Annotated in this window: 19 protein-coding genes and 1 pseudogene; 11 read left to right on the top strand and 9 right to left on the bottom strand. The window is 72.5% G+C overall.

Annotated features, from left to right (window positions below; translation table 11 throughout):
- Positions 1-58: 58 nt before the first annotated feature.
- From E1211_RS01840 to E1211_RS01830, 3 genes and pseudogenes are all read left to right on the top strand, one after another.
- Entirely contained in the window at positions 59-1,069 is a 1,011-nt protein-coding gene (locus E1211_RS01840) for a Gfo/Idh/MocA family protein (protein ID WP_132344678.1), read from the top strand.
- 5 nt (positions 1,070-1,074) lie between these two features.
- A complete protein-coding gene (galE, locus tag E1211_RS01835; protein ID WP_132344676.1) occupies positions 1,075-2,118 on the top strand; it encodes a UDP-glucose 4-epimerase GalE in 1,044 nt (347 codons plus the stop codon).
- A gap of 228 nt (positions 2,119-2,346) precedes the next feature.
- Positions 2,347-3,437, top strand: a pseudogene (locus E1211_RS01830) (IS30 family transposase).
- 42 nt (positions 3,438-3,479) lie between these two features.
- On the opposite strand, the gene E1211_RS01825 reads toward E1211_RS01830, so the two are convergent.
- From E1211_RS01825 to wecB, 3 genes are read right to left on the bottom strand one after another with little or no spacing between them, the layout of a single operon-like run.
- Positions 3,480-5,633: a glycosyltransferase gene (locus E1211_RS01825; protein WP_132344674.1), complete on the bottom strand. Its 2,154-nt coding sequence runs from the start codon at positions 5,631-5,633 to the stop codon at positions 3,480-3,482.
- Positions 5,630-7,105, bottom strand: coding sequence for a glycosyltransferase (locus tag E1211_RS01820; RefSeq protein ID WP_132344672.1), 1,476 nt, complete (start codon positions 7,103-7,105; stop codon positions 5,630-5,632). Before E1211_RS01820 ends, E1211_RS01825 begins: the two co-directional genes overlap by 4 nt.
- Before the next feature lie 43 nt (positions 7,106-7,148).
- The gene (gene wecB, locus E1211_RS01815) at positions 7,149-8,231 is read right to left on the bottom strand and encodes a non-hydrolyzing UDP-N-acetylglucosamine 2-epimerase (protein ID WP_132344670.1); all 1,083 of its coding nucleotides are present in this window, start codon (positions 8,229-8,231) and stop codon (positions 7,149-7,151) included.
- A 121-nt stretch (positions 8,232-8,352) separates the two neighbouring features.
- Here wecB and E1211_RS01810 point away from each other — a divergent pair, with 121 nt between their 5' ends.
- Entirely contained in the window at positions 8,353-10,383 is a 2,031-nt protein-coding gene (locus E1211_RS01810) for a hypothetical protein (protein WP_132344668.1), read from the top strand.
- 13 nt (positions 10,384-10,396) lie between these two features.
- On the opposite strand, the gene E1211_RS01805 is transcribed toward E1211_RS01810, so the two are convergent.
- Positions 10,397-11,596 carry a hypothetical protein gene (locus tag E1211_RS01805; RefSeq protein ID WP_243709290.1) on the bottom strand — a complete coding sequence of 400 codons (1,200 nt, stop codon included), beginning with the start codon at positions 11,594-11,596 and terminating at the stop codon, positions 10,397-10,399.
- Positions 11,597-11,904: 308 nt separating this feature from the next.
- On the opposite strand from E1211_RS01805, the gene E1211_RS01800 reads away from it, so the two are divergent.
- From E1211_RS01800 to E1211_RS01790, 3 genes are all read left to right on the top strand, one after another.
- Positions 11,905-13,473, top strand: coding sequence for a glycosyltransferase (locus tag E1211_RS01800; RefSeq protein WP_132344666.1), 1,569 nt, complete (start codon positions 11,905-11,907; stop codon positions 13,471-13,473).
- Between the two features lie 4 nt (positions 13,474-13,477).
- Positions 13,478-14,761 (top strand): nucleotide sugar dehydrogenase, encoded by a 1,284-nt coding sequence (locus E1211_RS01795; protein ID WP_132344664.1) that lies wholly within the window; start codon positions 13,478-13,480, stop codon positions 14,759-14,761.
- 202 nt (positions 14,762-14,963) lie between these two features.
- The gene (locus tag E1211_RS01790) at positions 14,964-16,709 is read left to right on the top strand and encodes a CDP-glycerol glycerophosphotransferase family protein (protein WP_132344744.1); all 1,746 of its coding nucleotides are present in this window, start codon (positions 14,964-14,966) and stop codon (positions 16,707-16,709) included.
- 87 nt (positions 16,710-16,796) lie between these two features.
- Here the strand turns inward: E1211_RS01790 and E1211_RS01785 are convergent, their stop codons facing one another.
- A complete protein-coding gene (locus E1211_RS01785; protein ID WP_132344662.1) occupies positions 16,797-17,339 on the bottom strand; it encodes an acyltransferase in 543 nt (180 codons plus the stop codon).
- 165 nt (positions 17,340-17,504) lie between these two features.
- Entirely contained in the window at positions 17,505-17,843 is a 339-nt protein-coding gene (locus E1211_RS01780; protein WP_132344660.1) for a DUF952 domain-containing protein, read from the bottom strand.
- 133 nt (positions 17,844-17,976) lie between these two features.
- Between E1211_RS01780 and E1211_RS01775 the strand changes: the two genes are divergently transcribed.
- The 3 genes from E1211_RS01775 (at position 17,977) to E1211_RS01765 (ending at position 20,564) form a co-directional block, all read left to right on the top strand.
- Positions 17,977-18,288: a hypothetical protein gene (locus E1211_RS01775; RefSeq protein ID WP_120682790.1), complete on the top strand. Its 312-nt coding sequence runs from the start codon at positions 17,977-17,979 to the stop codon at positions 18,286-18,288.
- A gap of 170 nt (positions 18,289-18,458) precedes the next feature.
- The gene (locus E1211_RS01770; protein WP_132344658.1) at positions 18,459-19,115 is read left to right on the top strand and encodes a response regulator transcription factor; all 657 of its coding nucleotides are present in this window, start codon (positions 18,459-18,461) and stop codon (positions 19,113-19,115) included.
- 9 nt (positions 19,116-19,124) lie between these two features.
- Complete coding sequence (locus E1211_RS01765; RefSeq protein WP_132344656.1) at positions 19,125-20,564, top strand: HAMP domain-containing sensor histidine kinase; 1,440 nt, start codon at positions 19,125-19,127, stop codon at positions 20,562-20,564.
- Positions 20,565-20,706: 142 nt separating this feature from the next.
- On the opposite strand, the gene E1211_RS01760 is transcribed toward E1211_RS01765, so the two are convergent.
- Positions 20,707-21,666, bottom strand: coding sequence for a TAXI family TRAP transporter solute-binding subunit (locus tag E1211_RS01760; protein WP_132344654.1), 960 nt, complete (start codon positions 21,664-21,666; stop codon positions 20,707-20,709).
- 90 nt (positions 21,667-21,756) lie between these two features.
- Positions 21,757-22,668 (bottom strand): AraC family transcriptional regulator, encoded by a 912-nt coding sequence (locus E1211_RS01755; RefSeq protein ID WP_132344652.1) that lies wholly within the window; start codon positions 22,666-22,668, stop codon positions 21,757-21,759.
- 80 nt (positions 22,669-22,748) lie between these two features.
- Between E1211_RS01755 and E1211_RS01750 the strand changes: the two genes are divergently transcribed.
- A complete protein-coding gene (locus E1211_RS01750; protein ID WP_132344650.1) occupies positions 22,749-23,714 on the top strand; it encodes an SDR family NAD(P)-dependent oxidoreductase in 966 nt (321 codons plus the stop codon).
- Positions 23,715-23,799: 85 nt separating this feature from the next.
- Here E1211_RS01750 and E1211_RS01745 read toward each other — a convergent pair whose 3' ends face one another.
- Positions 23,800-24,474, bottom strand: coding sequence for a hypothetical protein (locus tag E1211_RS01745; protein ID WP_132344648.1), 675 nt, complete (start codon positions 24,472-24,474; stop codon positions 23,800-23,802).
- Between the last annotated feature and the right edge of the window lie 58 nt (positions 24,475-24,532).

The following is a 24,532-nucleotide window of genomic DNA, read 5'->3' as shown; positions in this document are numbered from 1 at the left end:
TCATCAAGCACAGTGCAAAGGTGCCTCACGGCGCCACCGAGCGGAGTGGAGTGGCGGCATGAGCGGAGGTCGCAAGCTGCGCGCCGGCCTGATCGGCCTGGGTGCCATGGGACGTAACCACGCCCGAGTCGTGTCCAAGCTGGACGGTGTCGAGCTGGTCGGCGTCGTCGACCCGGCCGGCGACACGACCGGTATGCTGCGTGCGCCCGTTGTTCCCGAGCTCGGTGACCTGCTCGCGATGGGCATCGACTACGCGGTGGTCGCCTGCCCGACCGCGCTGCACGAGAAGATCGGCCTGGAGCTGGCCGCCAACGGTGTCGGCGCGTTGATCGAGAAGCCGCTGGCCCAGTCGGTCGAGGCGGCCACTCGGCTGGTCGAGGCGTTCGAGGCCGCCGGCGTCGTCGCCGGCGTGGGGCACATCGAGCGCTACAACCCGGCGCTGCAGAGCCTGCGCACCCGCCTGGAGGCCGGCGAGCTCGGCGAGGTCTACCAGGTCGTGACCCGGCGCCAGGGTCCCTTCCCGCACCGGATCGCCGACGTCGGCGTGGTGATGGACCTGGCAACCCACGACATCGACCTGACCAGCTGGGTGACTGGTCAGGAATATTCCTCGGTGTCGGCCCGGACGGTCTCCCGCAGCGGCCGGCTGCATGAGGACATGGTCGCCGTCGTCGGTCAGCTCGCCGACGATACGATGGTCAACCACCTGGTGAACTGGCTGAGCCCACTCAAGGAGCGGTCGACCGTGATCACCGGTGACAAGGGTTGCTTCGTCGCGGACACCCTTACCGCCGACCTAACCTTCTACGCCAACGGCGCAATCGACACCGAGTGGGAGGCGCTGCGCGCGTTCCGCGGGGTAGCCGAGGGTGACATGGTCCGTTACGCCATCCCGAAGCGGGAGCCGCTGCTCGTCGAGCACGAGCGGTTCCGCGACGCGATGGACGGCAAGGAGAGCGACATCGTCACCCTCCGTCAGGGCCTACGGACCGTCGAGGTCGCCGGCGCGGTGCTCCGCTCCGCGACCGAGGGCGGCACCGTGTCCATCTCATCGGCGACGCGGAGCTGACTCCCGTGAAGGTTCTGATCTCCGGTGGCGCCGGCTTCATCGGCAGCACCATCGCCTCGGCCTGCCTGGACGCCGGGCTCACCCCGGTCGTCCTGGACAACCTCAGCACCGGGCGGGCCGAGTTCGTCGAGGGCCGGATCTTCTACCGCGGGGACATCGCCGACCGGGCGCTCATCGACCGGATCTTCGTCGAGCATCCGGACATCAGTGCGGCGGTGCACTGTGCAGCACTGATCGTGGTGCCGGAGTCAGTGGAGCAGCCGTTGCGCTACTATCGGGAAAACGTCGGCAAGTCTGTCGATTTCCTGGATGCGCTAATCGCCAACGGGTGCGAGCGGTTCCTGTTCAGCTCATCTGCGGCGATCTACCAACCGGGCGAGGACTTCGCGGTGGACGAGTCTTCCCCGGTCGCGGCCAACAGCCCGTACGCCGAGAGCAAGGCGATGGTGGAGCGGGTCTTGGAGGACAGCGCCCGCGCGTACCCCCTGCGGGTCGTTTCGCTGCGCTACTTCAACCCCGTCGGGGCGGACCCGAAGATGCGGACGGGTCTGCAGCTGGCCCGCCCCTCGCACGTGCTCGGCAAGATGATCGAGGCGGCGCGCACCGGCGCCACCTTCGAGCTCACCGGCACCGACTGGCCGACGCGCGACGGCTCTGGCATCCGGGACTACGTGCACGTGTGGGACCTGGCGCAGGCGCACGTCGAGGCGCTGCTCCGGTTCGACACCGTGCTCGGCGGCGACCGCCGGTACGAGGTCATCAACCTGGGGACGGGCAACGGCACGACGGTCCGGGAGCTGCTGGACGCGTTCCACACGGTGCTCGGACGGCCGATCACGACCGTGCTCTCGCCCCGCCGCCCGGGCGACTCGGCGGGCACCTACACCCGCAGCGACCGGGCCTTGAGCCTGCTCGGCTGGACACCGACGCTCTCGCTCGCCGAGGGGATCCAGCACTCGCTGCAGTGGGCGGACCTGCGGGACAGCGTCCTGGGCCCCGCGGACGACGCCGAGCTGACCCCGGCGGGCCGGGTCCCCAGCCCGCGCTGAGGCCCCGGCCGCGCACCGGCACACGAAAGGAGAATGGCCCCGACGGTCACAGCTTGGGTTCTAGGGATCGTTGCAACGTCTGACCTGATCAGGGGTTGCAGTGTTCGAGATCCGTGGGGATCGTCGGCCGCAGGGTCGCAAGAAGCTTCGCGCGGAGCGCCAGGCATATTTGGATCTTCTGGCGCGGGGTAGTGAGTACGAGTGAAGCGTGCCGGCTGATCGGGATCAATCGCAAGACTGGTCACCGCTGGCGGTACGGCCGCACAAGCCAGACGAAGGCCGGGCAGCAGGGGAATATCTCCCGCTGCCCGGCCTTTGGCCGTGTCGGGCCGGTTTGTGTCTCAGGACGAGCGGATCGTGATCGCTGACCGACTGCGGGAGGGCGCCCCGCAGGCGACGATCGCCGCTGAACTGCGGCGGTCGCCGGCAACGATCAGCCGGGAGATCCGCCGTAATCGGCACCCGGGCAGCGGTGACTATCGGCCCTACGCGGCCCAGCAACGCGCTGACAGCAGGCGACCTCGCCCGAAGATCGGCAAAATCGCCGGATGCCCGGCGCTGCGGGAACACGTCCAGGCCATGCTGGATCGCAAGCACAGCCCGGAACAGATCAGCCGTCGGCTGCGCCGTGACTTTCCCGAGCGGAACGAGCTGCACGTGTCACACGCGACGATCTACCAAGCGCTCTACGTTCAGGGCCGTGGTGAACTGCGCCGAGAACTGACCGCCGCGTCGCCCACCGGCCGCACGGTGCGACGTCCCCGCCGTCAGCCTGGGCAGCGACAGCCCCGTTTCACCCATCCGATGGTGTGATCAGCGAACGGCCCGCCGAGGCCGACGACCGTGCCATGCCCGGACATTGGGAAGGCGACCTGACCATCGGCAAGGACAACGGCCCCGCGATCGGCGCACTCGTCGAACGTTCCACCCGCTACGTCCTGCTCGTGCACCTGGGGGCCAGCCGCAGCGCCGACCGGGTCCGCGACGGCCTCCTCACCGCCATGGCCACCCTGCCGCACCATCTAAAACGGTCTCTGACCTGGGACCAAGGCATCGAAATGGCGATGCACCATCAATTCAGCATCACCGCGCAGATGCCGGTCTACTTCTGCGACCCCCACTCACCCTGGCAACGCGGCCCCAACGAGAACACCAACGGACTGCTGCGCCAGTACTTCCCCAAAGGCACCGACCTGGCTGTCCACAGCCCCGACCACCTCGCCACCGTCGCCGCCGAACTCAACGGCCGCCCACGCAAAACGCTCGGCTGGGACACCCCAGCCGAGCGCCTCGCTAAGCTCCTAGCCGTCACCGGCTAGCCGACGTGCGGCAACGACCCCTTGAAACCGCCCCCGAGGGGGTCATTCTCGTCGTCTCGACTCAGAGCGCGGGTCGTCCAGCAGCAGCCGGTCGAAGTGGTGCTGGACCACCGACCAGTCCCACTCCCGCAGGGCGTACGTGGACGCCTCGCGTCCGGTGGTGCGCCAGGCCTCCTCGGTCGCGGTGGTGCGCAGGATCCGCTCCACCGCCTCCTCCGGGCTGCCGATCACCCAGCCCTCCGGGTAGAGGGTGCGGGCGCTGTTCGGCTTGCCGGCGAAGAACGGCCAGTCGCGGACCACCGGGACGGCGCCGCTCGCGGCACCCTCCATGAGGCCGCAGTGGCAACCCTCGCGCACCGACGAGCTGATGATGACGCCGATATCGCTCAGCATCTTCGGCACGTCGTCGGTGGCGCCGAGCCGCCGCACCGCGCCGGTGGCCTCCAGCTCGCGCACGTCCCGGTTGAACGCCTCCAGGTATTCCCGGCTGGCGACGCTGACGTCCGGGTTCATGTCACCGCCCACCAGCAGCATCCGGTAGCGGTCGTCGCGCTCCCGCAGCAGCCGCAGCACCTGGATCGCCCAGCGCGGGTCCTTGGCCACCTGGCTGATGCCCACCATGCCGAGCTGGAACCGGGCGTCCGCCGGCTTGTCGATCTGGAAGCCACGCAGGTTCATGGCGTTGTCCAGCACATGCATCCGCGGCCCGTCGGGGCCCTTCAGGTAGGGCACCAGCGTGGTGGTCAGGTCCTTGATGTGGTCGGCCACGAAGACGAGGTCGTCAATCCGGGAGAAGTCGACCATGTACGGCCAGCGCGACAGCGCCTCGTAGCTGTGCAGCCGGACGATGACCCGGGTGGTGCCGGGGTCGACCATGGTGAACAGCGCGGCCGGCGCCACGCACCAGTCCACGAAGACGGTGTCCGCCCAGTCCAGGTACGGCCGCAGCCGCTCCTCGGCCTTCTCCCCGTACGGCGTGGTGTCGGCCGACAGCCGGTGCTCCAGCATCGGCTTCGACGCCCACGTCACACTCTTGAGCGCGGCGTTCGCTGCCAGGTCCACGAAGCGGACCTCCACTCGCGGGTGCGCGTCGTAGTAGGACCGGATCAGCTTCAGGAAGTTGTCGTTGGCGCTCGTCGCGATCAGCAGGCGCAACGGCCGGTCGGTCGGCGGCGGCGCGGCCGGCTGGCGTCGGCCACGCGGGCTCGCCACCGTTGTGGCCGCGAGGGAGCGCCGGAACGGGGCGATGAAGCCCTCCGGGTCCTCGGCCAGCGGCGAGGTGAGCTGGTCGATGTGCAGCACCCGGTCGAACGCGAGCGTCATGGCCCGGTTCAGCAGGTCGGCGGCGGCGGCGTTTTCGTCGGCCCGGTGCCGCTGGTCGGCGACCTTCAGCAGCGCGTTGACCGCACCCGCCAGATCGCGCGGCGGCATGCCGGCCTTCAGCTCGCGGCTGGCCGCCTCGCCCAGTATCCGGGCCCGGGCCGTCGGCTTGCGCAACTTGCTCGCCGTGGCGGTAAGGATCAGCGCCTCGCCGTCGGGCCGGTCCGCCCAGGCCATGCCCTTGGCCACCTGGTGGCCGACCTTGGTACGCAGCGAGTCGGGCACCTTCGGGGCCTTCACGGCGGTCAGCCAGAGCTGGGTGCCGGCCTTGCTGCGCATGATCGGCCGGGCGGTGACCGCGTTGACGGCGGCGCGCGGCGCCGCGTTGATCAGGCGGTTGACGCTCTGTTTCACCGCCGTGGTCGACGGGATGCCGTTGGTGAGCCGCCGCAGCGGGCCAGTGCTGGGCCGGCCCTTGCGCTCGACCAGTGCCTGCACCGCGGCCTGGATGCCGTAACGGGCGTCAGCCGCCCGGTTGCGCTGGGCGAACCGCCACACCGTGTAGATGGCGTGTGCGTCGAGGGCCACCAGCACGTCGGCGCTGCGGGCGTGCTCCCGGGCCCACGGCTCCCGGCGAATGCGGCTCCACACCCGCTCACCGGGCACCTGACGGGCGGCGACGCGGGTGGGCGTGTCCTTGGCGATGTCGGCGGGCAGTGCGCACAGGCCGTCGAGCTGGAGGTCCTCCGCCAGTTCGTCGGGGTCGACGGCGCCGACCAGGTGCACCCGCGCGCCGCTCTCCCGCAGCCGCCGCACGGCCGTGGCCAGGATCCCCGGCTGCGGGGCCACGCCCGCCACCAGCAACACGTCGCTCATGCCCGCACCCCACCGGCTCGCTCGGTCTCGTTTATTGTCGAAGGTTCGTCCGACGGGTGCACGGCGGCGCCGTTCACCGGCAGGTCGCCGGGTGCGGCGAGGGCGTGCGCGGCCAACTGTTCGACGGCCTTCTGCATGAGGGTCTCGCGGGTGAACGGGTCGGCGTGGTCCCGCACCCCGGCGCGCTGCTCGTCGGTCGCCTCCACGACCATCCGCGCGGCGTCCCGGAAGCTGTCCACCAGCCGCAGCTCGTCCAGCCCGCAGGCGCCCGTCCAGAGCGGGTGCCCGTCGAGCACCCGGGAGGCATCGTGGTCCACCTCGTGCACCGAGACGATGGGCAGGCCGGTGGCCATGTACTCGTACACCTTGCCGGAGGTGACGTAGCGGCCGCCGATCAGGATCAGCACGAGGGCGTCCCACCGGCCGTACGTCTCGGCGACCTCCGCCTTGCGCACCGGGCCGCCGAAGGAGACGCCGTCGTCCGCCGCCTCGCGGATCAGCTCGGTGAGCCCGTTGGCCTCGCGGTTGGCGCCGGCGCCGATGTGGCCGCGGATCTCGAAGCGGGCGTTACGCAGCAGCGGCTCCCGCTTGCGTGCCTCACGCCACGCGTCGAGCACCACCCGGAGCTGATGGGTGGTGTAGTTGACGGTGCCCAGGTAGCCGAACGTCAGGCCGGCTTCCGGGTCGGGGCGGCGCGGCCGGATCATCGGCACGCTGTCCTTGTCGTACCCGTTGCGAACCACGTGCACGCGGTCGGCCACGTGCGGGTAGCGCTCCCGGTAGTGATCGGCAATCGGATCGTTGACCACCCAGAGCGACTGGCAGTGGTCGAGGATCCGCCGCTCCCACGTGCCCGCCTCGGAGTCGGGGGTGAACGCCTGGCCGCCGTTGACCACGTCGATGGACCAGCCGTCGCGGAAGTCCACCGCGTACGGGACGCCCTGGGTCTCCCACAGCTTCCACGCCGCGGCCAGGTTCACGTAGGGCACGCAGCTGGCCAGCAGCAGGTTCGCCGGGCGCTGGCGGTGGACGTCGAGCACCGCCTGCTCCAGCGTGCCCCGCCAGCTGCCGAAGACCGGCTCCGGGAAGATCTTTTTCTCCCGCTTGCGCAGGTTCGTCAGCCACTTGGCCGGGCGCAGCGCGCGCTCCTCGCTGAACCGCCGGATGTCGGTCTCGAGGTCCTCGCGGGCGAGCGGCAGCTCCACCACCCGGATTTCCGGGTCGACCTGCTCCAGGAGGCTGTAGTCCAGGCCGGAGTCCCGCTCCCAGGACGCGGCGGCGATAGTCACCACGGTGACGTCCCAGCCGATGCGGCGGAACTGGTTGGCGGTCTCCCGCATCCGGTACGCGCAGCTCTTGGCGGCCGGGGGAAAGCCGATGGCCAGGTAGATGAGGTGGGGGCGACGGCCGCGGCCGGCCGCGGCCGGCCGCCCGTTCGAGGAGGAGGTCGACACGTCGAGGGATTGTGTCATGGTCGGGTGAACACCCCGGGTCTCTCTCTGTGGGCGGGCAGGTTCACTTCGCGGTGAGGGTCTCGACGACCCGCCGGGCGGCCCGGCCGTCGCCGTAGGGCGTGCCCTGGGCGGCGGTGGGCGCCGGCCGGGTGGCGATGTCGATCCACTCGGCGCGGGAGTGGCCGGACGGGTCCGGCACCAGGCGGTTCCAGCCGTCCACCAGGGTCTCGATCCACTCGGTCTCCGGCCGGAGGGTGGTGCACGGCCGGGACAGCAGGTAGGCCTCCTTCTGCAGGCCGCCGGAGTCGGTGACCACACCGGTCGAGCCGAGCACCGCCGCGACCATCCCGGCGTACGGCAGCGGGCGGCCGACGTGCACCGCCCCGCGGGCCAGCTTCAGCCCATGCTCCTCGGCCTTGGCCACCAGCCGCGGGTGCGCCAGCAGCGCCACCGGCACGGGTAGGTCGGCCAGGCCGTCGAGCAGGCCGGCGAGCCGCTCCCGGGAGTCGGTGTTCTCGGCGCGGTGCAGGGTTGCCAGCAGGTAGGGCTCCTCGGGGCGGATGCCGTCCGGCAGCGCCGGGGCGGGGTGGTCCCCGGCCAGCACGGCGTCCCGCACGCCGAGGCAGACGTCGACCATGACGTCGCCGACCAGCGCGGAGCGGGCGGCCAGACCCTCGGCGGCGAGGTGGCGCATGGCCTCCTCGGTCGGGGCCAGCAGCAGGTCGGCCGCGTGGTCGGTGAGGATCCGGTTGTGCTCCTCCGGCATCATCCGGTTGAACGAGCGCAGCCCCGCCTCGAGGTGAGCGACCGGCAGGTGCAGCTTCACCGCGGAGACGGCGCCCGCCAGGGTGGAGTTGGTGTCGCCGTAGACCAGCACCCAGTCGGGCTTCTCGGCCATGAAGACCGGGTCGAGCGCGGCGAGGGCCTTGCCCGTTTGCACGCCGTGCGACCCGGAGCCGATGCCCAGGTGGATGTCGGGGTCGGGGATGCCCAGGCCGGAGAAGAAGACGTCGGAGAGGTCCGCGTCGTAGTGTTGGCCCGTGTGCACGATCATGTGCTCGTGCTCCGTGGTGGCGAACGCGGCGGCGATGGGGGCAAGCTTGATCAGCTGAGGGCGTGCCCCGACGACGCTGATGACCTTCACCTGGCTGACTCCTCGTCTGATCTTGTGAAGGGCAGCCGCGCGTCGGCTGGCGCTGTCCCTTGAGTCAGACGAATTCTGCCTCAGCCGGACGTGACCGCCAAATTCCCGCACCGTGCGCGGGGTGACGCTCGCGTCGCCCGGATGTGGCCTGCCCGTCACCTTCGCCGTTCCCCGCCGACCGTCCGAGGTCGCGCCGCCGGGCGTCGGGCAACCCGTAGGATTCGCCGGTGTGACGGCGGCGTACTCCTCCGGCAAGCTCCCGACCAGCCCACCCGAGGCCCCGGCGCGTCCCACGCCCGGGTCCGCTGGGGCGGTGGTGGACGCCGCCTCGGCGACGGACGCCGCTCCGGTGACGGACACCGTCCGCTCGGCGGACAGCGTGCCGACGGCGCCCGCCGAGCCCCGGTCCGGCCGGGGCCGACGGCTGCCCACGGGCCGCCTCATCGACCTGCTCGTCGGGCTGGCCTTCCTGCTGGGTGCGTTCTGGGTCACCGGCCGGGGGTGGTTGGACGTGCACGGCCGGCTGCTCGGCAGCCGCCCGGACGACCAGGGATTCAACGAGTGGATGCTGGCGTACGCCGCCCACGCGGTGATCCACCTGGAGAACCCGTTCTTCACCACGCTCCAGAACGCCCCAGAGGGCGTGAACCTGATGTCAAACGTCGGGATACAGCTGCCGGGCATAGTGCTGACGCCCGTCACGCTGCTCGGCGGGGCGCCCCTGTCGTACCTCGTGTTGATCACGCTGAACCTGGCCGGCACCGCCTTCACCTGGTACTGGGTGCTCTCCCGGCACCTGGTCGGCTCGCGTCCGGCGGCCGTCGTCGGCGGCCTGTTCTGCGCCTTCGCGCCGGCCATGGTCACCCACAGCAACGGGCACCCGCACATCACCGCGCAGTGGCTCGTGCCGTTCCTGGTGTGGCGTGTCGTCCGGCTCACCCGGTCCGGCTCCCCGGTCCGCGACGGCCTCGTCCTGGGTGTGCTGGTCGCCGCGCAGTTCTTCATCTCCGTGGAGATCCTCTTCCTGGTCGCCCTGGGCGCGCTGCTGGCCACGGTCGCCCACCTGGTGCTGCGCCCCCGGCAGACGCTGCGGATCGCGCCGCGCGCGCTCGGCGTCCTGGCGATCGCCGGCGGTCTCGTGCTGCTGGTCACCGCGTACCCGCTGTGGATGCAGTTCGCCGGGCCACAGCACCGGATCGGGCATCCGGGCGACCCGGACGTGTACACGCTGCGGCTGCGGTCATTCGTGGCCTACGCCACGGAGTCGATCGGCGGTGGCCCGGACAGCGCGGTGGGGCTGGCGCCGAACACCACCGAGCAGGCCAGCTTCTTCGGCTGGCCGGTGGTGGTGCTGGCCGCGGCAGCCGTCGCGGCGCTCCGCCGCGAGCTGGCCGTCCGCGTGCTTGCCGTCGTGGCGCTGGTCTCCGGCGTGCTCGCCCTGGGCTCGACGCTGAGCTGGGGCCCGGAGAAGAGCGACATCCCGGCGCCGTTCGTGCTCCTGCGCGGCCTGCCGATCGTGGACGCCATGGTCATCGCCCGGTTTGCGCTGATCACCACGGTCGCCCTCGGGCTGCTGTTCGCCCTGGCGGTGGCCCGCCTCGACGGTCTCGCGGCGCGCACCCCGCAGGTGGCCGCCCCGCTGCGGCTGCTGACCGCCGCCGCGCTGGTGGGGGCCCTGCTGCCGATGCTGCCGACCCCGCTGCCGGCGAAGGGGAGGGTGTCCGTGCCCCAGTTCGTCGCCTCCGGGGAGTGGCGTCACCACGTGGCCGACGGGCGCACCCTGGTGCCGGTGCCGGTGCACAACATGACCTCGATCAACTGGGGCTCGGCCGCCCTCACCGGCTTCGCGGTGCCGCAGGGCTACTTCCTGGGGCCCACCTCGCCCACCGACGACACCGGCCGGTGGGGCACCCTACCCCGGCCCACCGCGCTGCTGCTGACCGCGGTGGGCGCGGGCGCCCGCCCGCCCACCGTCAGCGCCGCCGAGCGGAAGCAGGCGGTGGCCGACGTGCGCTGGTGGCGGGCCGACGCCGTGGTGCTGCCGAAGCACGCGCACGAGACCGAGCTCAAGACGTTCCTGGACGCCTGCTTCGGCCCGGGTCAGCGGGTGCGTGACGTCTGGCTGTGGGACGTGCGGCCGCTCACGCGGTGACCGGTGCCGCCGGTCAGGGGGAGTATTCCCAGACCAGCAGGAGGTAGCCGCTGAAGTAGGCCGCGAACGCGGTCATCCCGACCAGGATGATCAGCAACCGGGCAGTGCTCGCGGCCGCGAGCCCTCGGGCGACCGGCAGCAACAGCGCGAACGCCGGCACGAGGAACCGCGCCTTGGAGTTGAAATAGCCGGAGGCGCCGATGGTGGTGACCAGCATCAGCGCGCTGTAGACGAACAGCGGCCAGGGCTGCCGGTCGACCGCGCTGAGTGCCAGCAGGATCAAGCTGCTGGCCAGGACGGCGACGATCAGATACCACTGGAGCGTGACCGGCTGGTCCAGGGTGATGCCCGTGTTCTCCAGGGTGCCGGCCCCGCCGTCGAAGCTCGATCGCCAGCCCTCGGTCTGGATGTGGAACCAGCCGTCCACCCGGCCGGTCCGCCAGCCCACCCAGCCGACGAAGCCCAGCCAGCCGAGCGGCGCCAGGAGTAGGGCCAGCGCCGGACGCCAGGTGCCCCGCCGCCACACCAGCGCGATCAACGCGGCCAGCATCACCACCGGGATGAGCGAGGTAGCGGTGGGCCGGGTCGCGCCGGCGAGCAGGCAGAGCGTGCCGGCGGTGACCCACCGGCCGGTCAGCACCGCGTACAGAGACCAGGCGGCCAGCGCGGTGAAGAGCGATTCGGTGTACGCCATCGACTCGACGATCGCGTGCGGCAGAAGCCCCCAGACCACGGCGAGCAGGACCCCGGTCCGCCGGTCGTGCAGGTGGTTGCCGATGGCGAACAGCCCCCAGGCGGCGGCGAGCGAGGCGAGCCAGGCCAGCACGATCGCGGTGTTGCGGAACTGCAGCGGGGAGAGCGGCTCGGTGAAACGCACCAGCAGGGGATAGAGCGGGAAGAAGGCCATGTTGCTCTGCAGCGTCTCCGCGCGGTCGTACCCGTGCTGAGCGATCGCCAGGTACCAGCCGGCGTCGGCCCGGATGCCGATCAGCCGGAGGAGGCGGGCGTCGCGCGCGTCCCCCCAGATGGCCAGGGTGATCAGCCCGACCGCGCGGACCGCGGCGTAGCCCACCAGCGCCGGCCAGGCCGCCAGCAGCGGCCGGCGCAGCCGGGCCATCCGGCCGGTGCCCCCGGTCACGTCGGGCCGGTCACCCGACCGCTCCTCACGGCTGTCGATCTCGCGGTCGGCGATCACGCCCATGTCGCTTCCCATCTCGGCCACCCTGTCCCCCCGACAGGTGCGAGAGGCATGGTGAGGTTAGCAAGGGGCCAGTTCACGATAGGTCCCGCGACCACCCGGCGCCGCTGGTCACCGGCGGCTCGCTGCCGCGCCCGCTCGGCGCCACTGACCGGCCACCTCCGTGCCGTACACTCGCGAAGGTTCCGCCCGGGGCTGGGGCCGTGCGAGCGCACGGCGTGGGCGGAGTTCGCTGTCAGATCGTCGGCACCAGCCGGCGAGCGCACCCGTGGCCAACGGCGGATCCCCGCCCGCAGCGAACACGGCGATCGGGGAAGGATCGGATGAGCACGCCCGACGTGAGCGTCATCGTCGCCGTCTACAACACCATGCCCTACCTGACCACCTGTCTGGATTCGCTGGTCGCGCAGACGATCGGGCTGGATCGGCTGGAGGTTGTCGCGGTCGATGACGGCTCCACCGACGGCAGCGGAGCCGAGCTGGACCGGTATGCCGAGCGCTACCCGGACACCGTCCGGGTGCTGCACCAGGCCAACTCCGGCGGTCCGGCCGCACCGAGCAACCTGGCCCTGGACCACGCCCGCGGCCGGTACGTCTTCTTCATCGGCTCCGACGATCACCTCGGCCCGGAGGCGCTGGAGCGCCTGGTCGCCGCCGCCGACCGGTGGGACTCCGACGTGGTGCTCGGCCGGATGGTCGGCACCAACAAGCGCTACGTGCACCAGGCGGTCTACGCGAGCACCGAGGAACGGCTGGACCTGTTCGACAGCCCGCTGCCCTGGTCGCTGTCGAACACTAAGCTGTTCCGGCGGGCCCTGGTCGAGCGGCACGGGCTGCGGTTCCGCACCGACATGCCGATGGGCAGCGACCAGCCGTTCACGCTGGAGGCGTGCTTCCGGGCGAGAAAAATCTCCGTGCTCGCCGACTACGAGTACTACTACGCGGTCAAGCGGGACAACGCACAGAACATCACCTATGCCAGCCGCTTCGAGGAGCGGCTGCGTTGCGCCGAGGAACTGATCGGCTTCGTCGCCGGTCTGATCGAGCCCGGCCCGCGCCGGGACGCCGTGCTGCTGCGCCACTTCAGCTGGGAGGTGGCGAAGCTGCTGGCGCCGCCGTTCCTGGACCTCTCCCCGGACGTGCAGCAGCACGTCCACGACCGGATCCGCAAGCTCGCCGAGGCGTACCTGACCGAGGGCGTGCTGGCCCGGATGGCGACCGACCTGCGGGTGCGGCTCGCCGTCGCGCGCGACGGCGACCTGGCCCAACTCCGCGAGCTGATCGGGCAGCAGGCCGACCGTTGGCTACCCGAGGTCACCGTCGCCGACGGCCGCTGGTACGCCCACCACGTCGGCTTCCGCGACCCGGCGTTCGGCTACGCCGACGACTGGTACGACGTCACCGACCGGGCCGCCGAGGTGCTCGCGAAGCTCACCGCGACCAGGCTGGCCTGGGGCCGGGACGCCGCCGGCGCCCGGGCTCTGGTGGTGACCGCCCGCAGCCCCTTCGCCGTGCTGTCCGAGCTGGCCGCCCACGGGCTCCGGGTCAGCCTCGGCGAGATGGTGGGAGTGACGTCCGTCGCGCCCGACGGCACCGGTACCGTCGTACGGACGGACTTCGCGGTCGACCGGCTGCTCGCGGTCGTCGCGCCGAACGGGGAGCGGCGGGTCGCGAGGGTCGAGGTGACCGCGATGGACGGAACCGGCTCCGCGCCGATGCGGACCGACCGGCGGGTCGGTGCGCCTCGACTGCTCGTTCGCCGCGGCGTCCGGGTCCACCTCGTCACGCCCAGCACGAACCACAAGGGCCAGGTGATCGTCGCTATCACGCCGGTGACTCCCCGCCGGGTCCTTGCCCGCCTGCGCCGAATCTGGCCCTCTGGAGGAAAGTAGTTCCATGAACATCTCCGTCGTCGCGCTCGGAAAGATCGGGCTGCCGCTCGCCGTGCAGTTCGCCTCGAAAGGGCACCGCGTAATCGGGGCCGACGTCTCCGAGCGGGTCGTCCAGCTGGTCAACGACGGTGCCGTGCCGTTCCCCGGTGAGACCGACCTGGACGTCAAGCTGAAGGAGGTGGTGGCCGCCGGGCTGTTGTCGGCCACCACCGACACCGCCGCCGCGGTCGCCGAATCCGAGGCAGTCGTCGTGGTCGTGCCGCTCTTCGTGGACGCCGACGGGGTTCCGGACTTCGGCTGGATGGACGACGCCACCCGGGCCATCGCCCGTGGAATCAAGCCGGGCACCCTGGTCAGCTACGAGACCACGCTGCCCGTCGGCACGACCCGGAACCGCTGGGCCCCGATGATCGAGGAGAGCTCCGGCCTCACCGCCGGCACCGACTTCCACCTGGTGTTCAGCCCGGAACGGGTGCTCACCGGCCGGGTCTTCGCCGACCTGCGCCGCTACCCGAAGCTGGTCGGCGGCATCGACGAGGCGTCGGCCGAGCACGGCGTGCGCTTCTACGAGGCCGTGCTCGACTTCGACGAGCGGGCCGACCTCAACCGCGCCAACGGTGTGTGGGATCTGGGCTCGGCCGAGGCGTCGGAGCTGGCGAAGCTCGCCGAGACGACCTACCGGGACGTCAACATCGGTCTGGCCAACCAGTTCGCCCGCTTCGCGGACACGGTCGGCGTCGACGTGACCAAGGTCATCGAGGCGTGCAACACGCAACCGTACAGCCACATCCACCAGCCCGGCATCGCCGTCGGCGGGCACTGCATCCCGATCTACCCGCGGATGTACCTCTGGAACGACCCGTCGGCCACGGTCGTCCGCTCCGCCCGCGAGGCCAACGCGGCCATGCCGGAGTACGCCGTCGACCTGCTCGCCGCCGCGTACGGCGACCTGACCGGCGTGGGCGTGCTCGTGCTGGGTGCGGCCTACCGTGGTGGCGTCAAGGAGACCGCGTTCTCCGGCGTTTTCCCGACTGTCGAGGCGCTGCGTCAGCGGGGCGCGAAGCCGTACGTTTCCGACCCGATGTACACGAACGAGGAGCTGGTGGCGCACGGCCTGCCCGCGTACGACGGCGAGCCGGTCGGCGCGGCCGTGATCCAGGCCGACCACGCCGAGTACCGCAGTCTCACCCCGGCCGACCTGCCGGGGGTGACCGTCCTCGTCGACGGTCGCCGGGTCACCGACCCCTCCCGCTGGGAGGGTGTGCGCCGGGTGGTTATCGGCGGCTGACGCGACGGACCCGTCGACGGGCCCCGGCCGTCCGGCCGGGGCCCGTCGCCTTGCGTGACCTCGGTCGCACCCGGCGCGACGGCCGCCACTCGTCATTCACCCGTCGGACACCCCGGCAATTCCTGTGGCACTTGCCCCGTTTAAGGTCGCACCGACCCGTATCGGACCTCATCACATGATGAGCAGACAGGGGAGTGTGTCGTTGTTCAGCAGAGTACGCAGCCAGCAGGGATTAGCCGTCGTCGGCGTGACCCTGCTGGGCTACGGGATCGTGGTCCTCTCCGGCGCCCTGGGCTGGGTGATCCCGTTCGCGGTCGCCGCACTGGTCGTGCTGGCCGGTGAGCTCGGCCTCGCCGTCCGCTTCGCCGAGACAGACGAACTGCTCGAGAAGGCCGGCCTCGGCCCGGTCTGGCGGTGGCTCGTCCGCGACCTCTCCGCCGTCCTGCTGGCCGTCACCGCCGTACGCCCCGGAGTGGCCGCCACCGTCGGGGTCCTGTTGTTGCCGGCGGCGCTCTGGACCGTGGCGGTCGGCACGACCGCCCTGGGCCGGGTCGTCGACGGACGGGCCGCCACGCCCGCGTTCACCCGCAACATCGATCTCGGTTCGGTGCGGCGGGTGCCGGTCCCGCCCGGCTGGGCCAGTCGGGTCGCAGGGCTGCGGATGCCACTGCTCAACTTCCTGCTCCTGCCGGCGGCCGTGGTGGCCGCGCTCGTCGACCGGGTCTCGCCGGTGGTGGTGGCCGGCCTGGTGACCCTGGCCGCCGGGCTCGTCGCGGGGGCCGTACTGGCGCTCACCCTGGTGCGCGGTCGTGGACGCGCGCCGGGGATCCTGCCAGTGGTGCATGCCTGGATGGACCGTGAGCGTCCCGAGGTCGCGCTCTACTTCGCCGGTCCCGCGAAGGACGTGTACCAGGCCAACATGTGGCTCGCGCCCCTGGAGGCTACGGGCCGTCGCGCCGTGGTGCTGCTCCGGCACGAGGACGCCTTCCGTGCGCTCGCCGACACCCGGATGCCGGTGGTCTGCGTCCCCGCCGGCGTCGATTTCATGAACCTCGACTTCAGCTCCGTCCGCGTCGCCCTCTACGCCGCAAACGTGGGCGCCAACATCCACCTGCTCCGGGAGCCGGGCGTCAAGCACGTCTTCGTGGGTCATGGCGACAGCGACAAGCAGGCGAGCGTCAACCCCTACAGCAAGGTGTACGACGAGGTGTGGGTGGCCGGTCCCGCGGGCCGTGAGCGGTACGCGCGGGCCGACGTCGGCGTGCTCGACCGGGACATCGTGGAGGTCGGCCGGCCGCAGCTGGCGGGGGTCCACACGTTCGGATCCGGCGCGACGGGCCGCCGGTTCACCGTGCTGTACGCGCCCACCTGGGAGGGCTGGCTGGACGACGATCCGCACCACACGTCGCTGGTGGCGATGGGCGAGCGCATCGTGTCGGGCCTGCTCGCCGCGAACGTCCGGGTGATCTACAAACCGCATCCGCTCACCGGCAGCCGCTGGAAGAAGGCGCAGGCGGCCAACGACCGGATCGTCGCGATGATCCGGGCGGCGGGCGGGCAGGCGGACGCCACGTCGCTGGCCGGCGACGCCCACCTCGTCGTGACCGGCCGGGTACCGGCCCTGTTCGACTGCTTCAACGTCACCGATCTGCTGATCAGCGACGTGTCCAGTGTGGTCTCCGATTTCGTGCAGAGCCAGCGGCCGTACGTGGTCGCCAACCCGGCGGGCCTGCCGGAGGAAGAGTTCCGCCGTTCGTTCCCGACGGCTCGCGCGGCCTACCTGCTCTCGGTGGACTGCGGTGAGCTGGGGAAGATTCTCGACCAGACCCGTTCCGGCGACGACCCGATGGCCGAGGCGCGGCGTGAGCTGAAGGCCTACCTGCTCGGCCCCGACGAGCCGAACCCGATGGAGCGCTTCCGGGCGGAGGTAACCCGTCTCTGCGCCTGATCCACCCTGCCGGTGAGCCGCATGGCTCACCGGCAGCCGCGTCGCCCAGCCGGCCGCTGCGCGGTGCACCGGCCGGCTGGGCGACGCTCAGTCCCGCTGCGGCGGCGTCGCCACGTCGCGGGAGATGACCTCGCCTTTCTCGTCGACCCAGCCCCGCGGCCGGGCCGGGTTGCCGACGACCAGCTGGTACGGCGCCACGTCCCGGGTCACCACGGAGCCCGCCGCGATCATCGCGTACTCGCCGATCTCGACCCCGCAGACGAGGGTCGCGTTCGCGCCGATCGAGGCTCCCCGACGTACCACCGTCGGCGTGATCGTCCAGTCCGGGTTCTGCGCCCGGGGCCGGAAGTCGTTGGTGAAGACGGCGCTGGGCCCGACGAAGACCTCGTCCTCCAGGGTCACGCCCTGGTAGACCGAGACATTGTTCTGGATCTTGACGCGGTCGCCGACGGTGACGTTCGCGTCGACGTAGACGTTGCGCCCGATGACGCAGCCGGCGCCCACCTTCGCCGACGACCGGACGTGGGCCAGGTGCCAGACCTTGGTGCCGTCGCCGACCTGGGCGCCCTCCTCCACGTCGGCGGTGGGGTGCACGAAGACGGAGGGTGCCGGGGAAGTGTTGTCAGTCATCCTTCAACTCGCATCGGGTCGCAGGGAGCGCCGTGGCGCCGTCCGGTGAGCCGCGCCGGCGTATGCCCGGAGACCGGCCGGCGGCCGCGCGACTCGGGCCGCCGCGCCGGCGGCGGGACGGAGCGTGCGGGCCGGGCGCGGAACCCGGCGTAGCATAGCGAGCCCTCAACCGATCAACGCGGCCACCGCGTCCGCGGCCGGCACGTCCGCCGGTAACGCCTGCGCCTCGACCACCGCCGCCACCGGCAGCGGGCCGTAGAGGTGCGGGAAGAGCTCCCCGCCGCGCGACGACTCCCAGCGCAGGCGGTCGCCGAGCCGGGCCGGGTCCACGGTGAGCAGGGTCAACCCGGTGGCCCCGGCGAAGTGCCGCCGAACCGTCTCCACCACCTGGTCGTGGCCGGAGAGGTGGATGAAGCCGTCCTGGTGGTCCACCGCCGTGCCGACGAGGTGGCCGGCGGCGCGGGCGTCGTCCCACTCGGTCGTCGGGAGCAGCTTGTAGATCATTTCCGCAGCGTACGCGGGACGCCCCGGGTGGACCCGGTCGACGGCGTGCCCGGCACCGTTTCCCCGGTACCGGCCCGAGGTCGACGCCCGGCCCGGCATGCTCAAGACGGAGCGGGTCGCAAAGGGGTGGGCGATGCGGAACTACGACGACGACTGGACCGACAGCCAGCGCGCGCTGTACGACGAGTGCTACCAGGCGGGCAGCGACTGGGCCCAGGATCCGGAGACCCCCTCCGACGACGTGCAGTACGTGATCAACCTGGCCGAGGGGGACGACGACTCCCTCGGCGACTCGGAGCTCGACTACCCACCCCTGGTCGACGCGGTCACCGAGGCCACCGGCGAGAACATCACGAGCGTGCCCGCGAGCCACGACGACCCGGCCTTCCGCGGCTTCGTGGACGGCGTCCGCGACGGCATCGCGGACGACACCTTCGGCCTCTGACCGCCGTCGCCGGATCCGCCCCCGCACCGGACGCGCCGCCCGGGATGCCCGGGTGGCCGGCCCTCCGGCCTCGGCCGTCCGGCGTGGGCCTGCCACCGGGGCGGCTCTCCCGCCCGGACCCGGCTTCTGCCACCATTTCGCAGGACGAGGGTTCGACGGATGGGGGCACGGTGCGCATCCTGCTGGTCGAGGACGATCGCCGGGTGGCCGCTGCCCTGTCGTCCGCGCTGAGCCGCCGTGGCTACCAGGTCGAGCACGCGGCGACCGTCGGCGCGGCGCTCTCCGCGGCGCCGTGCGACCTGGTCCTGCTCGACCTGACCCTGCCCGACGGGGACGGCACGGACCTGTGCCGGGAGCTGCGCCGGCGCAGCAGCCAGCTCGGCATCATCGCGGTGACCGCCCGCGGTGAGGAGCGCGACCGGGTGCTCGGCCTGCGGCTCGGCGCCGACGACTACGTGGTGAAGCCGTTCTCGATGGTGGAGCTGCAGGCCCGGATCGAGGCGGTGCTGCGGCGTACGGCGCAGGCCGCGCCGGAACGGAACCTGATCGAGGCCGGCGCGGTCCGGATCGACGTGTCGGCGCGGACGGTGACCGTCGACGGCCGGGACGTCACGCTCACCCGCAAGGAGTTCGACGTCCTGCTCTCCCTCGCCCGGCAGCCCGGCGTGGCGGTGCCCCGCGACCGGATCCTCCTGGACGCCTGGGGCACCACCTGGACCGACCGGCACACCGTCGAGGTGCACGTCGGCTCGCTGCGCGGCAAGCTCGGCGATCCCCGGCTGGTGGAGACCGTACGCGGCATCGGCTACCGGTTGCGGGGCGAGTGAGGTGGTTCGGTGCGTCGTCGGCTGGTGATCAGCTACCTGCTGCTGATGGTGCTGGTCCTCATCGCGCTGGAGACCCCGCTGGCGCTCATCCTCGCCACCCGGGAGACCGACCGGGTACGCGCCGACCGGCTCGCCGACGCCACCCGGTTCGCCTCGCTCGCCGGGCCCGCGCTGCGCGGCGGCAGCACCGGCCCGTTGCGGAGCGAGCTGCGCAGCTACGACGCGCTCTACGGCATCGGCGCGGTGGTGGTCGACCGGGACCGGGACACCGTCGTCGACTCGACCAGCTGGCACGGCGCCCCGGGCACCACCCTGGCGTTGGACGCCGCGCTCGCCGGGCAGCAGGTCAGCGGCCCCGAGTCGGTGTGGCCGTGGCAGGGCGGGCCGGTGATCGTCGCGGTGCCGATCAACGACGGGGGCGAGGTGCTCGGCGCGGTCGTCACCGCCAGCCCGTCCGCCGCGCTCCGCCGTACGGTCACCACCTGGTGGCTGCTGCTCGCCGGGATCGGCCTGCTCGCCGTCCTGGCGTGTGTGTTGACGGCCTTCGGGCTGGCCGGCTGGGTGCTGCGTCCGGTCACCGAGCTGGACGCGGTCACCCACGAGATCACGAAAGGCGACCGCAGCGCCCGGGTGCAGCATCATCTCGGCCCGCCGGAGCTGCGCCGGCTGGTGGCCAGCTTCAACACGATGGCGGACGCGGTGTCGGACGTCATGGACCGGCAGCGCGCCTTCGTCGCCCACGCCAGCCACCAACTCCGCAACCCGTTGACGGCGCTGCGGCTGCGGGTGGAGGAGCTGGGCCCCAGCCTGACCGATGCGCAGGGCCGGGACGAGCACCGGCTCGCCCTGGAGGAGACCGACCGCCTCGCGCTGGTGCTGGACGGGCTGCTCACCCTGGCCCGCGCCGAGCGTCAGGAGAACGAGCGGGTCACCGTCGACGCGGCCGAGGTGGCGGCCTCCCGGGTCGCCGCGTGGCGACCACTGGCCCGGCACCGGTCGGTCGCGCTCGGCCTCGTCACGTGCGACGCGCCGGTGTACGCCCGGACCGTCCCGACCGCGGTGGACCAGGCGCTCGACGCGCTCATCGACAACGCCGTCAAGTTCAGCGGGACCGGCGGGGAGGTCACCGTGACGGTGGCGGCCCGGGAGGGGGGAGTGGCGCTCGAGGTGCGGGACAACGGGCCGGGGATGACCGCGAGCCAGCTCGGCCAGGCGACCGAGCGGTTCTGGCGGGCGCCGGACGTGCAGAACCTGGACGGCGCGGGCCTCGGTCTGGCCATCGCCGCCGTGCTGGTCGACGCCTCGGGCGGACGGCTCACCATGTGGGCGGGGGAGCCGCGCGGCCTCGTCGCCAGCCTCTGGTTCCCCGGTCCCGACGACGGGCCGAAGCGCGCCGTGCCGCCCGAGATGGCTCCGGCGCAGCCGCGGCTGCCGGCCGCCCTGGGCTAGCGACCGCCGAACGGGGCTACCTCTCCGGCGGCGCCGTCGAGCGGGGCTGCCTCTCCGGCGGCGCCGTCGAGCGGGGCTGCCTCTCCGGCGGCGCCGTCGAGCGGGGCTGCCTCTCCGCGCGGCGCCGTCGGGCGGGGAGCGGTCAGGGTTTCGCCGCTCGGTACCAGGCGGCGGCCCCCGAGTGCAGCGGCAGCGGCGAAGTGGCGATCGCCGAGCGGGGACTCATCCGTCGGGCCGCGGGGTGCGCGGCGGCCAGCTCCGAGCGTCGCTCCATGAGCAGCCGGGTCACGTTCCGGACCAGCGGCTCGGGCAGGTCGGCGCGGACGATCAGGAAGTTCGGGTTGGCGACGGTGGTGATCGGATCCATCCCGTACACCGAGCGGGGGATGTCCCGGGAGACGTAGAACTCCCCGTAGCGCTCCCGCAGCGGTTCGGTCCAGGCGCCGAGGTCGACGATCCGGGTGGGGCTGCCACTGGCCAGGTCGGCGATCGCCCCCACCGGTAGGCCGCCGGAGAAGAAGAACGCGTCGATCCGGCCGGATCGCAGCGCGGCCACCGACGCGTCCAGGTTGAGCCGGGTCCGGCGGACCCGGTCACCGCCGAGCCCGGCGACGTCGAGCAGGCGAGTCGCGGTGATCTCGGTGCCGGAGCCGGCCGGGCCGAGGGAGACCCGCCGACCGCGCAGGTCGGCGACCGTGCGCACCGGGCCGCCGCCGGACGTGACGAGGTGCAACTGGTCGTCGTAGACGCGGGCGATCGCGGCCACCCGGGGATCCGCGCCGGGGGCCGCCGGCAGCACGTCGGCCTGGGTGAAGCCGAGCTCGGCCCGGCCGGAGCCGACCAGTCGTACGTTCTCCGCCGACGCGGCGGTCACCACGACGCTGGCCCGGACCCCGGGCAGCTCCCGGTTGAGGATGGCGGCCAGCGACTCCCCGAACGCGTGGTAGACAGCGGTCGGGCTGCCCGTCGCGATCCGGATCGTCACCGGCTCGCCCGGCGTATCCCGGCAGCCGGCGAGGGTGAGGCTCACGGCGAGCAGCACGGCCAGCAGCGTGGCGGGTGGGGCGGCACGTCCGGGCCGGGTACGACTCACGGGCTGCACTCTGCGCCCGGGTATCCGGCGGGCGCAACCCCCGCGCCGCCGGGCGTTCCTGGCCGTCCGGCTCGTGTGGCCGGCGCCGCGCCAGGGGATTCAGCCCGTCGGGGCGAGTCGGCTGCGGTAGGCGCGCGGCGTGACACCGGTGGTGCGTTTGAAGGCCACGCTGAGCGCGCTCTCCGAGCCGTACCCCACCGCCCGGGCGATGCTGGCCAGGGTGTCGTCGCTGCGGCGGATCCGGTCGGCGGCGAGCTCGATCCGCCAGCCGGTGAGGTACTCCAACGGACTCCGGCCGACGACCTCCCGGAACCGGGCGGCCAGCGTGGACCGGGAGACCGCCGCGACCCGGGCCAGCTCGGCCACGGTCCAGGGCTGCGCGGGGTGGGCGTGCATCGCCCGCAGCGCGGGGCCGAGCACCGGGTCGGCCAGGCCGGCCAGCCAACCGGAGCCGCCGGTCCGGGCGAGGTGCAGCCGCAGGATGCGGATCAGCATGACCAGGGCGAGGTGCTCGGCGACCAGCGTGCCGCCCAGCGGCGTCGCCCGCAGCTCGGCGTCGATCTCCCCGACGGCCCAGCGCACGGTAGCGGCCTCGGGCGTCGCCGCCGGCACGTGGATGACCGGCGGCAGGGCGTCCAGGAGCAGGGTGCGGGCGCGCTCGGTGAAGGAGAACGCGCCGCCGATGAGGAAGGCGTCGTCGCCGGCGCCGGCCCGGGCGACGCCCTCGACGGCCGCCCTGAAGATCGGCCCGGCCGGTTCGGGTGGAGTGTCCGGATCACCGGCGAGGGTGAACGCCCGGGGCCGGGTCAGCAGGAAGCAGTCACCCGGGGCCAGGGCCACCGGCTCCGGCACGCCGTCGACAGTCAGCAGGCAGTTGCCGCGCCGCACGGCGTTGAACTTGACGCCGTCCGGCGGGTCGAAGCGGACCGCCCAGCGGCCGCCGGCCGCGAACGCGGCGGAGAGCCGGCTGGTCACGCCGACAAGCGCGAGCACCTCTTCCAACGGATCCACGACGCTCCTCTGGACGCTCCCTAAAGAGTGACGGACTCTAAATTACAGACAGTCCGACGGGTCGTTCGTAGCGTGGACGTATGAGCGCCGAAACCCGAACCAGCACCCCGTTCACGGCCCGTACCACCGCCGCCGAGATCCTCGACGGCGTCGACCTCACCGGTCGCCGCATGATCGTCACCGGCGGCGCGTCCGGCATCGGCGCCGAAGCCGTCCGCGCCCTCGCCGGGGCCGGGGCGGAGGTCACCGTCGCCACCCGGAACCCGGCCGCCGCCGACGGCCTGGTGGCCGAGTTCGCCGGGGCGGGGTCCGGTGTGGTGCGGGCCGCCGCCCTCGACCTGGCCGACCTGACCTCCGTGAACGCCTTCGTCGCGGCCTGGGAGGGGCCACTGCACGCGCTCGTCGCCAACGCCGGGATCATGGCGATCCCCACCCGGCAGCTCACCCCGCAGGGCTGGGAGCTCCAGCTCGGCACCAACTACCTCGGCCACTTCGCGCTCGCCCGCGGTCTGCACGACAGCCTGCGGGCCGCCGGCTCGGCCCGGGTCGTGATCGTCAGCTCCGGTGCGCATCTGCGGGAAGCGTTCGACTTCGACGACCCGCAGTTCGAGCGGCAGCCGTACGACCCGTGGTCGGCGTACGGGCGGTCGAAGACCGCGGACGTGCTGCTCGCCGTGGGCATCGCCCGGCGCTGGGCCGCCGACGGCATCGTCGCCAACGCGCTCAACCCCGGCTACATCAACACCAATCTGCAGCGGCACATGGACGAGGAGACGTTGCGCTCGTTCGGGGTGCTGGACGAGGCCGGCAACCGGATCGACCTGGAGTACTACAAGACCCCCGCCCAGGGCGCGGCGACCACCGTGCTGCTGGCGGCCTCGCCGCTGGTCGACGGGGTCACCGGCCGCTACTTCAGCGACAACCAGGAGGTCGAGGTGGTGGTCGGCGGTCCGGAGGCCACCGGAGGGGTGGCCGTGCACGCCACGGACCCGGCTACGGCCGATCGTCTCTGGGCGTACGCGGAGCGGGCCCTGACGTCCCGCTGACCGGCGACCCGGTTCCCGTCGGGGCCGGCGTCGTCGACGCTCGCCCCGGCCGGGGAGCACCGGGTCGGGTCGCCGCCGCCGGCGGTCAGGCAGACTCGGCGGCCGGGGCGGGCGCCAGCGCGGTCTGTTGCAGGATCCGGCGCCGGTCCGGACCGTCGGCCACGCTGACCAGGAAACAACCGGTGCCCGGGCGCAGCTCCGCCGGCACGCGGAGCAGGGCGGCGCTGCGGATCAGCACGGCGGCCAGCTCGCGGTCGGTGAGTCGTACCCCCAGGATGTGCCGGCGGACGTGCCGCCCCCCGGCCAGCAGCGCGGAGCGCCAGGCCGCGGCGGCCAGCCGCGGCACCCAGACCCGGCGTGGGGTCGACGCGCCGGGAACCGGGGCGGCGAGCAACTCACGGCGCCCCTGCCACCAGCCGGCCTCCGTCAGGCGCGAGTAGCGGCCCCGGTGGGCCGGCGGTACCCGCAGGCGGTGCAGCTCGTAGCGGCGGCGCAGGCCACCGAAGGTCATCTCGTGCTCGACGGGTATGTCCAGTCGGTCCAACAGCTGCCGCATCCGCTGTGCGGCGTCCTCCCGATTGAACTCCACGACCGCGGCCGAACGCCGGCCCACCGCGCGGTGCGGGCGCGGCTCGGCCGGCGGTGGCGTGCAGCGCAGCAGGCAGGCGGCCTCGAAGGCGTCGGCCAGGGTCAGCCAGTCCAGCGGAGGTGGCGTCGCCGGGCGACGCGGCCGGTCTAGCAGGGCGGGTTCGGAGGCCAACGGAGGTACTCCTTTGTCGGAGTCGGGGTATTCCTACCGTGACCGGTACGCGCCGGAC

Source organism: Micromonospora sp. 15K316 (assembly GCF_004348525.1).
In the GTDB taxonomy this organism is placed as follows: domain Bacteria; phylum Actinomycetota; class Actinomycetes; order Mycobacteriales; family Micromonosporaceae; genus Micromonospora.
Note: the sequence above shows the minus strand (reverse complement) of the source record. Positions and strands in the feature narration are given on the sequence as shown.

Bases quoted from the DNA above. Each gene is read 5' to 3' on its own strand.
- E1211_RS01805 (WP_243709290.1), bottom strand. From the start codon at position 11,596: ATGGGAAGCGACATGGGCGTGATCGCCGACCGCGAGATCGACAGCCGT.
- E1211_RS01750 (WP_132344650.1), top strand. From the start codon at position 22,749: ATGAGCGCCGAAACCCGAACCAGCACCCCGTTCACGGCCCGTACCACC.
- E1211_RS01795 (WP_132344664.1), top strand. From the start codon at position 13,478: ATGAACATCTCCGTCGTCGCGCTCGGAAAGATCGGGCTGCCGCTCGCC.
- E1211_RS01775 (WP_120682790.1), top strand. From the start codon at position 17,977: ATGCGGAACTACGACGACGACTGGACCGACAGCCAGCGCGCGCTGTAC.
- E1211_RS01800 (WP_132344666.1), top strand. From the start codon at position 11,905: ATGAGCACGCCCGACGTGAGCGTCATCGTCGCCGTCTACAACACCATG.
- E1211_RS01825 (WP_132344674.1), bottom strand. From the start codon at position 5,633: ATGAGCGACGTGTTGCTGGTGGCGGGCGTGGCCCCGCAGCCGGGGATC.
- E1211_RS01840 (WP_132344678.1), top strand. From the start codon at position 59: ATGAGCGGAGGTCGCAAGCTGCGCGCCGGCCTGATCGGCCTGGGTGCC.
- E1211_RS01785 (WP_132344662.1), bottom strand. From the start codon at position 17,339: ATGACTGACAACACTTCCCCGGCACCCTCCGTCTTCGTGCACCCCACC.
- E1211_RS01820 (WP_132344672.1), bottom strand. From the start codon at position 7,105: ATGACACAATCCCTCGACGTGTCGACCTCCTCCTCGAACGGGCGGCCG.
- E1211_RS01780 (WP_132344660.1), bottom strand. From the start codon at position 17,843: ATGATCTACAAGCTGCTCCCGACGACCGAGTGGGACGACGCCCGCGCC.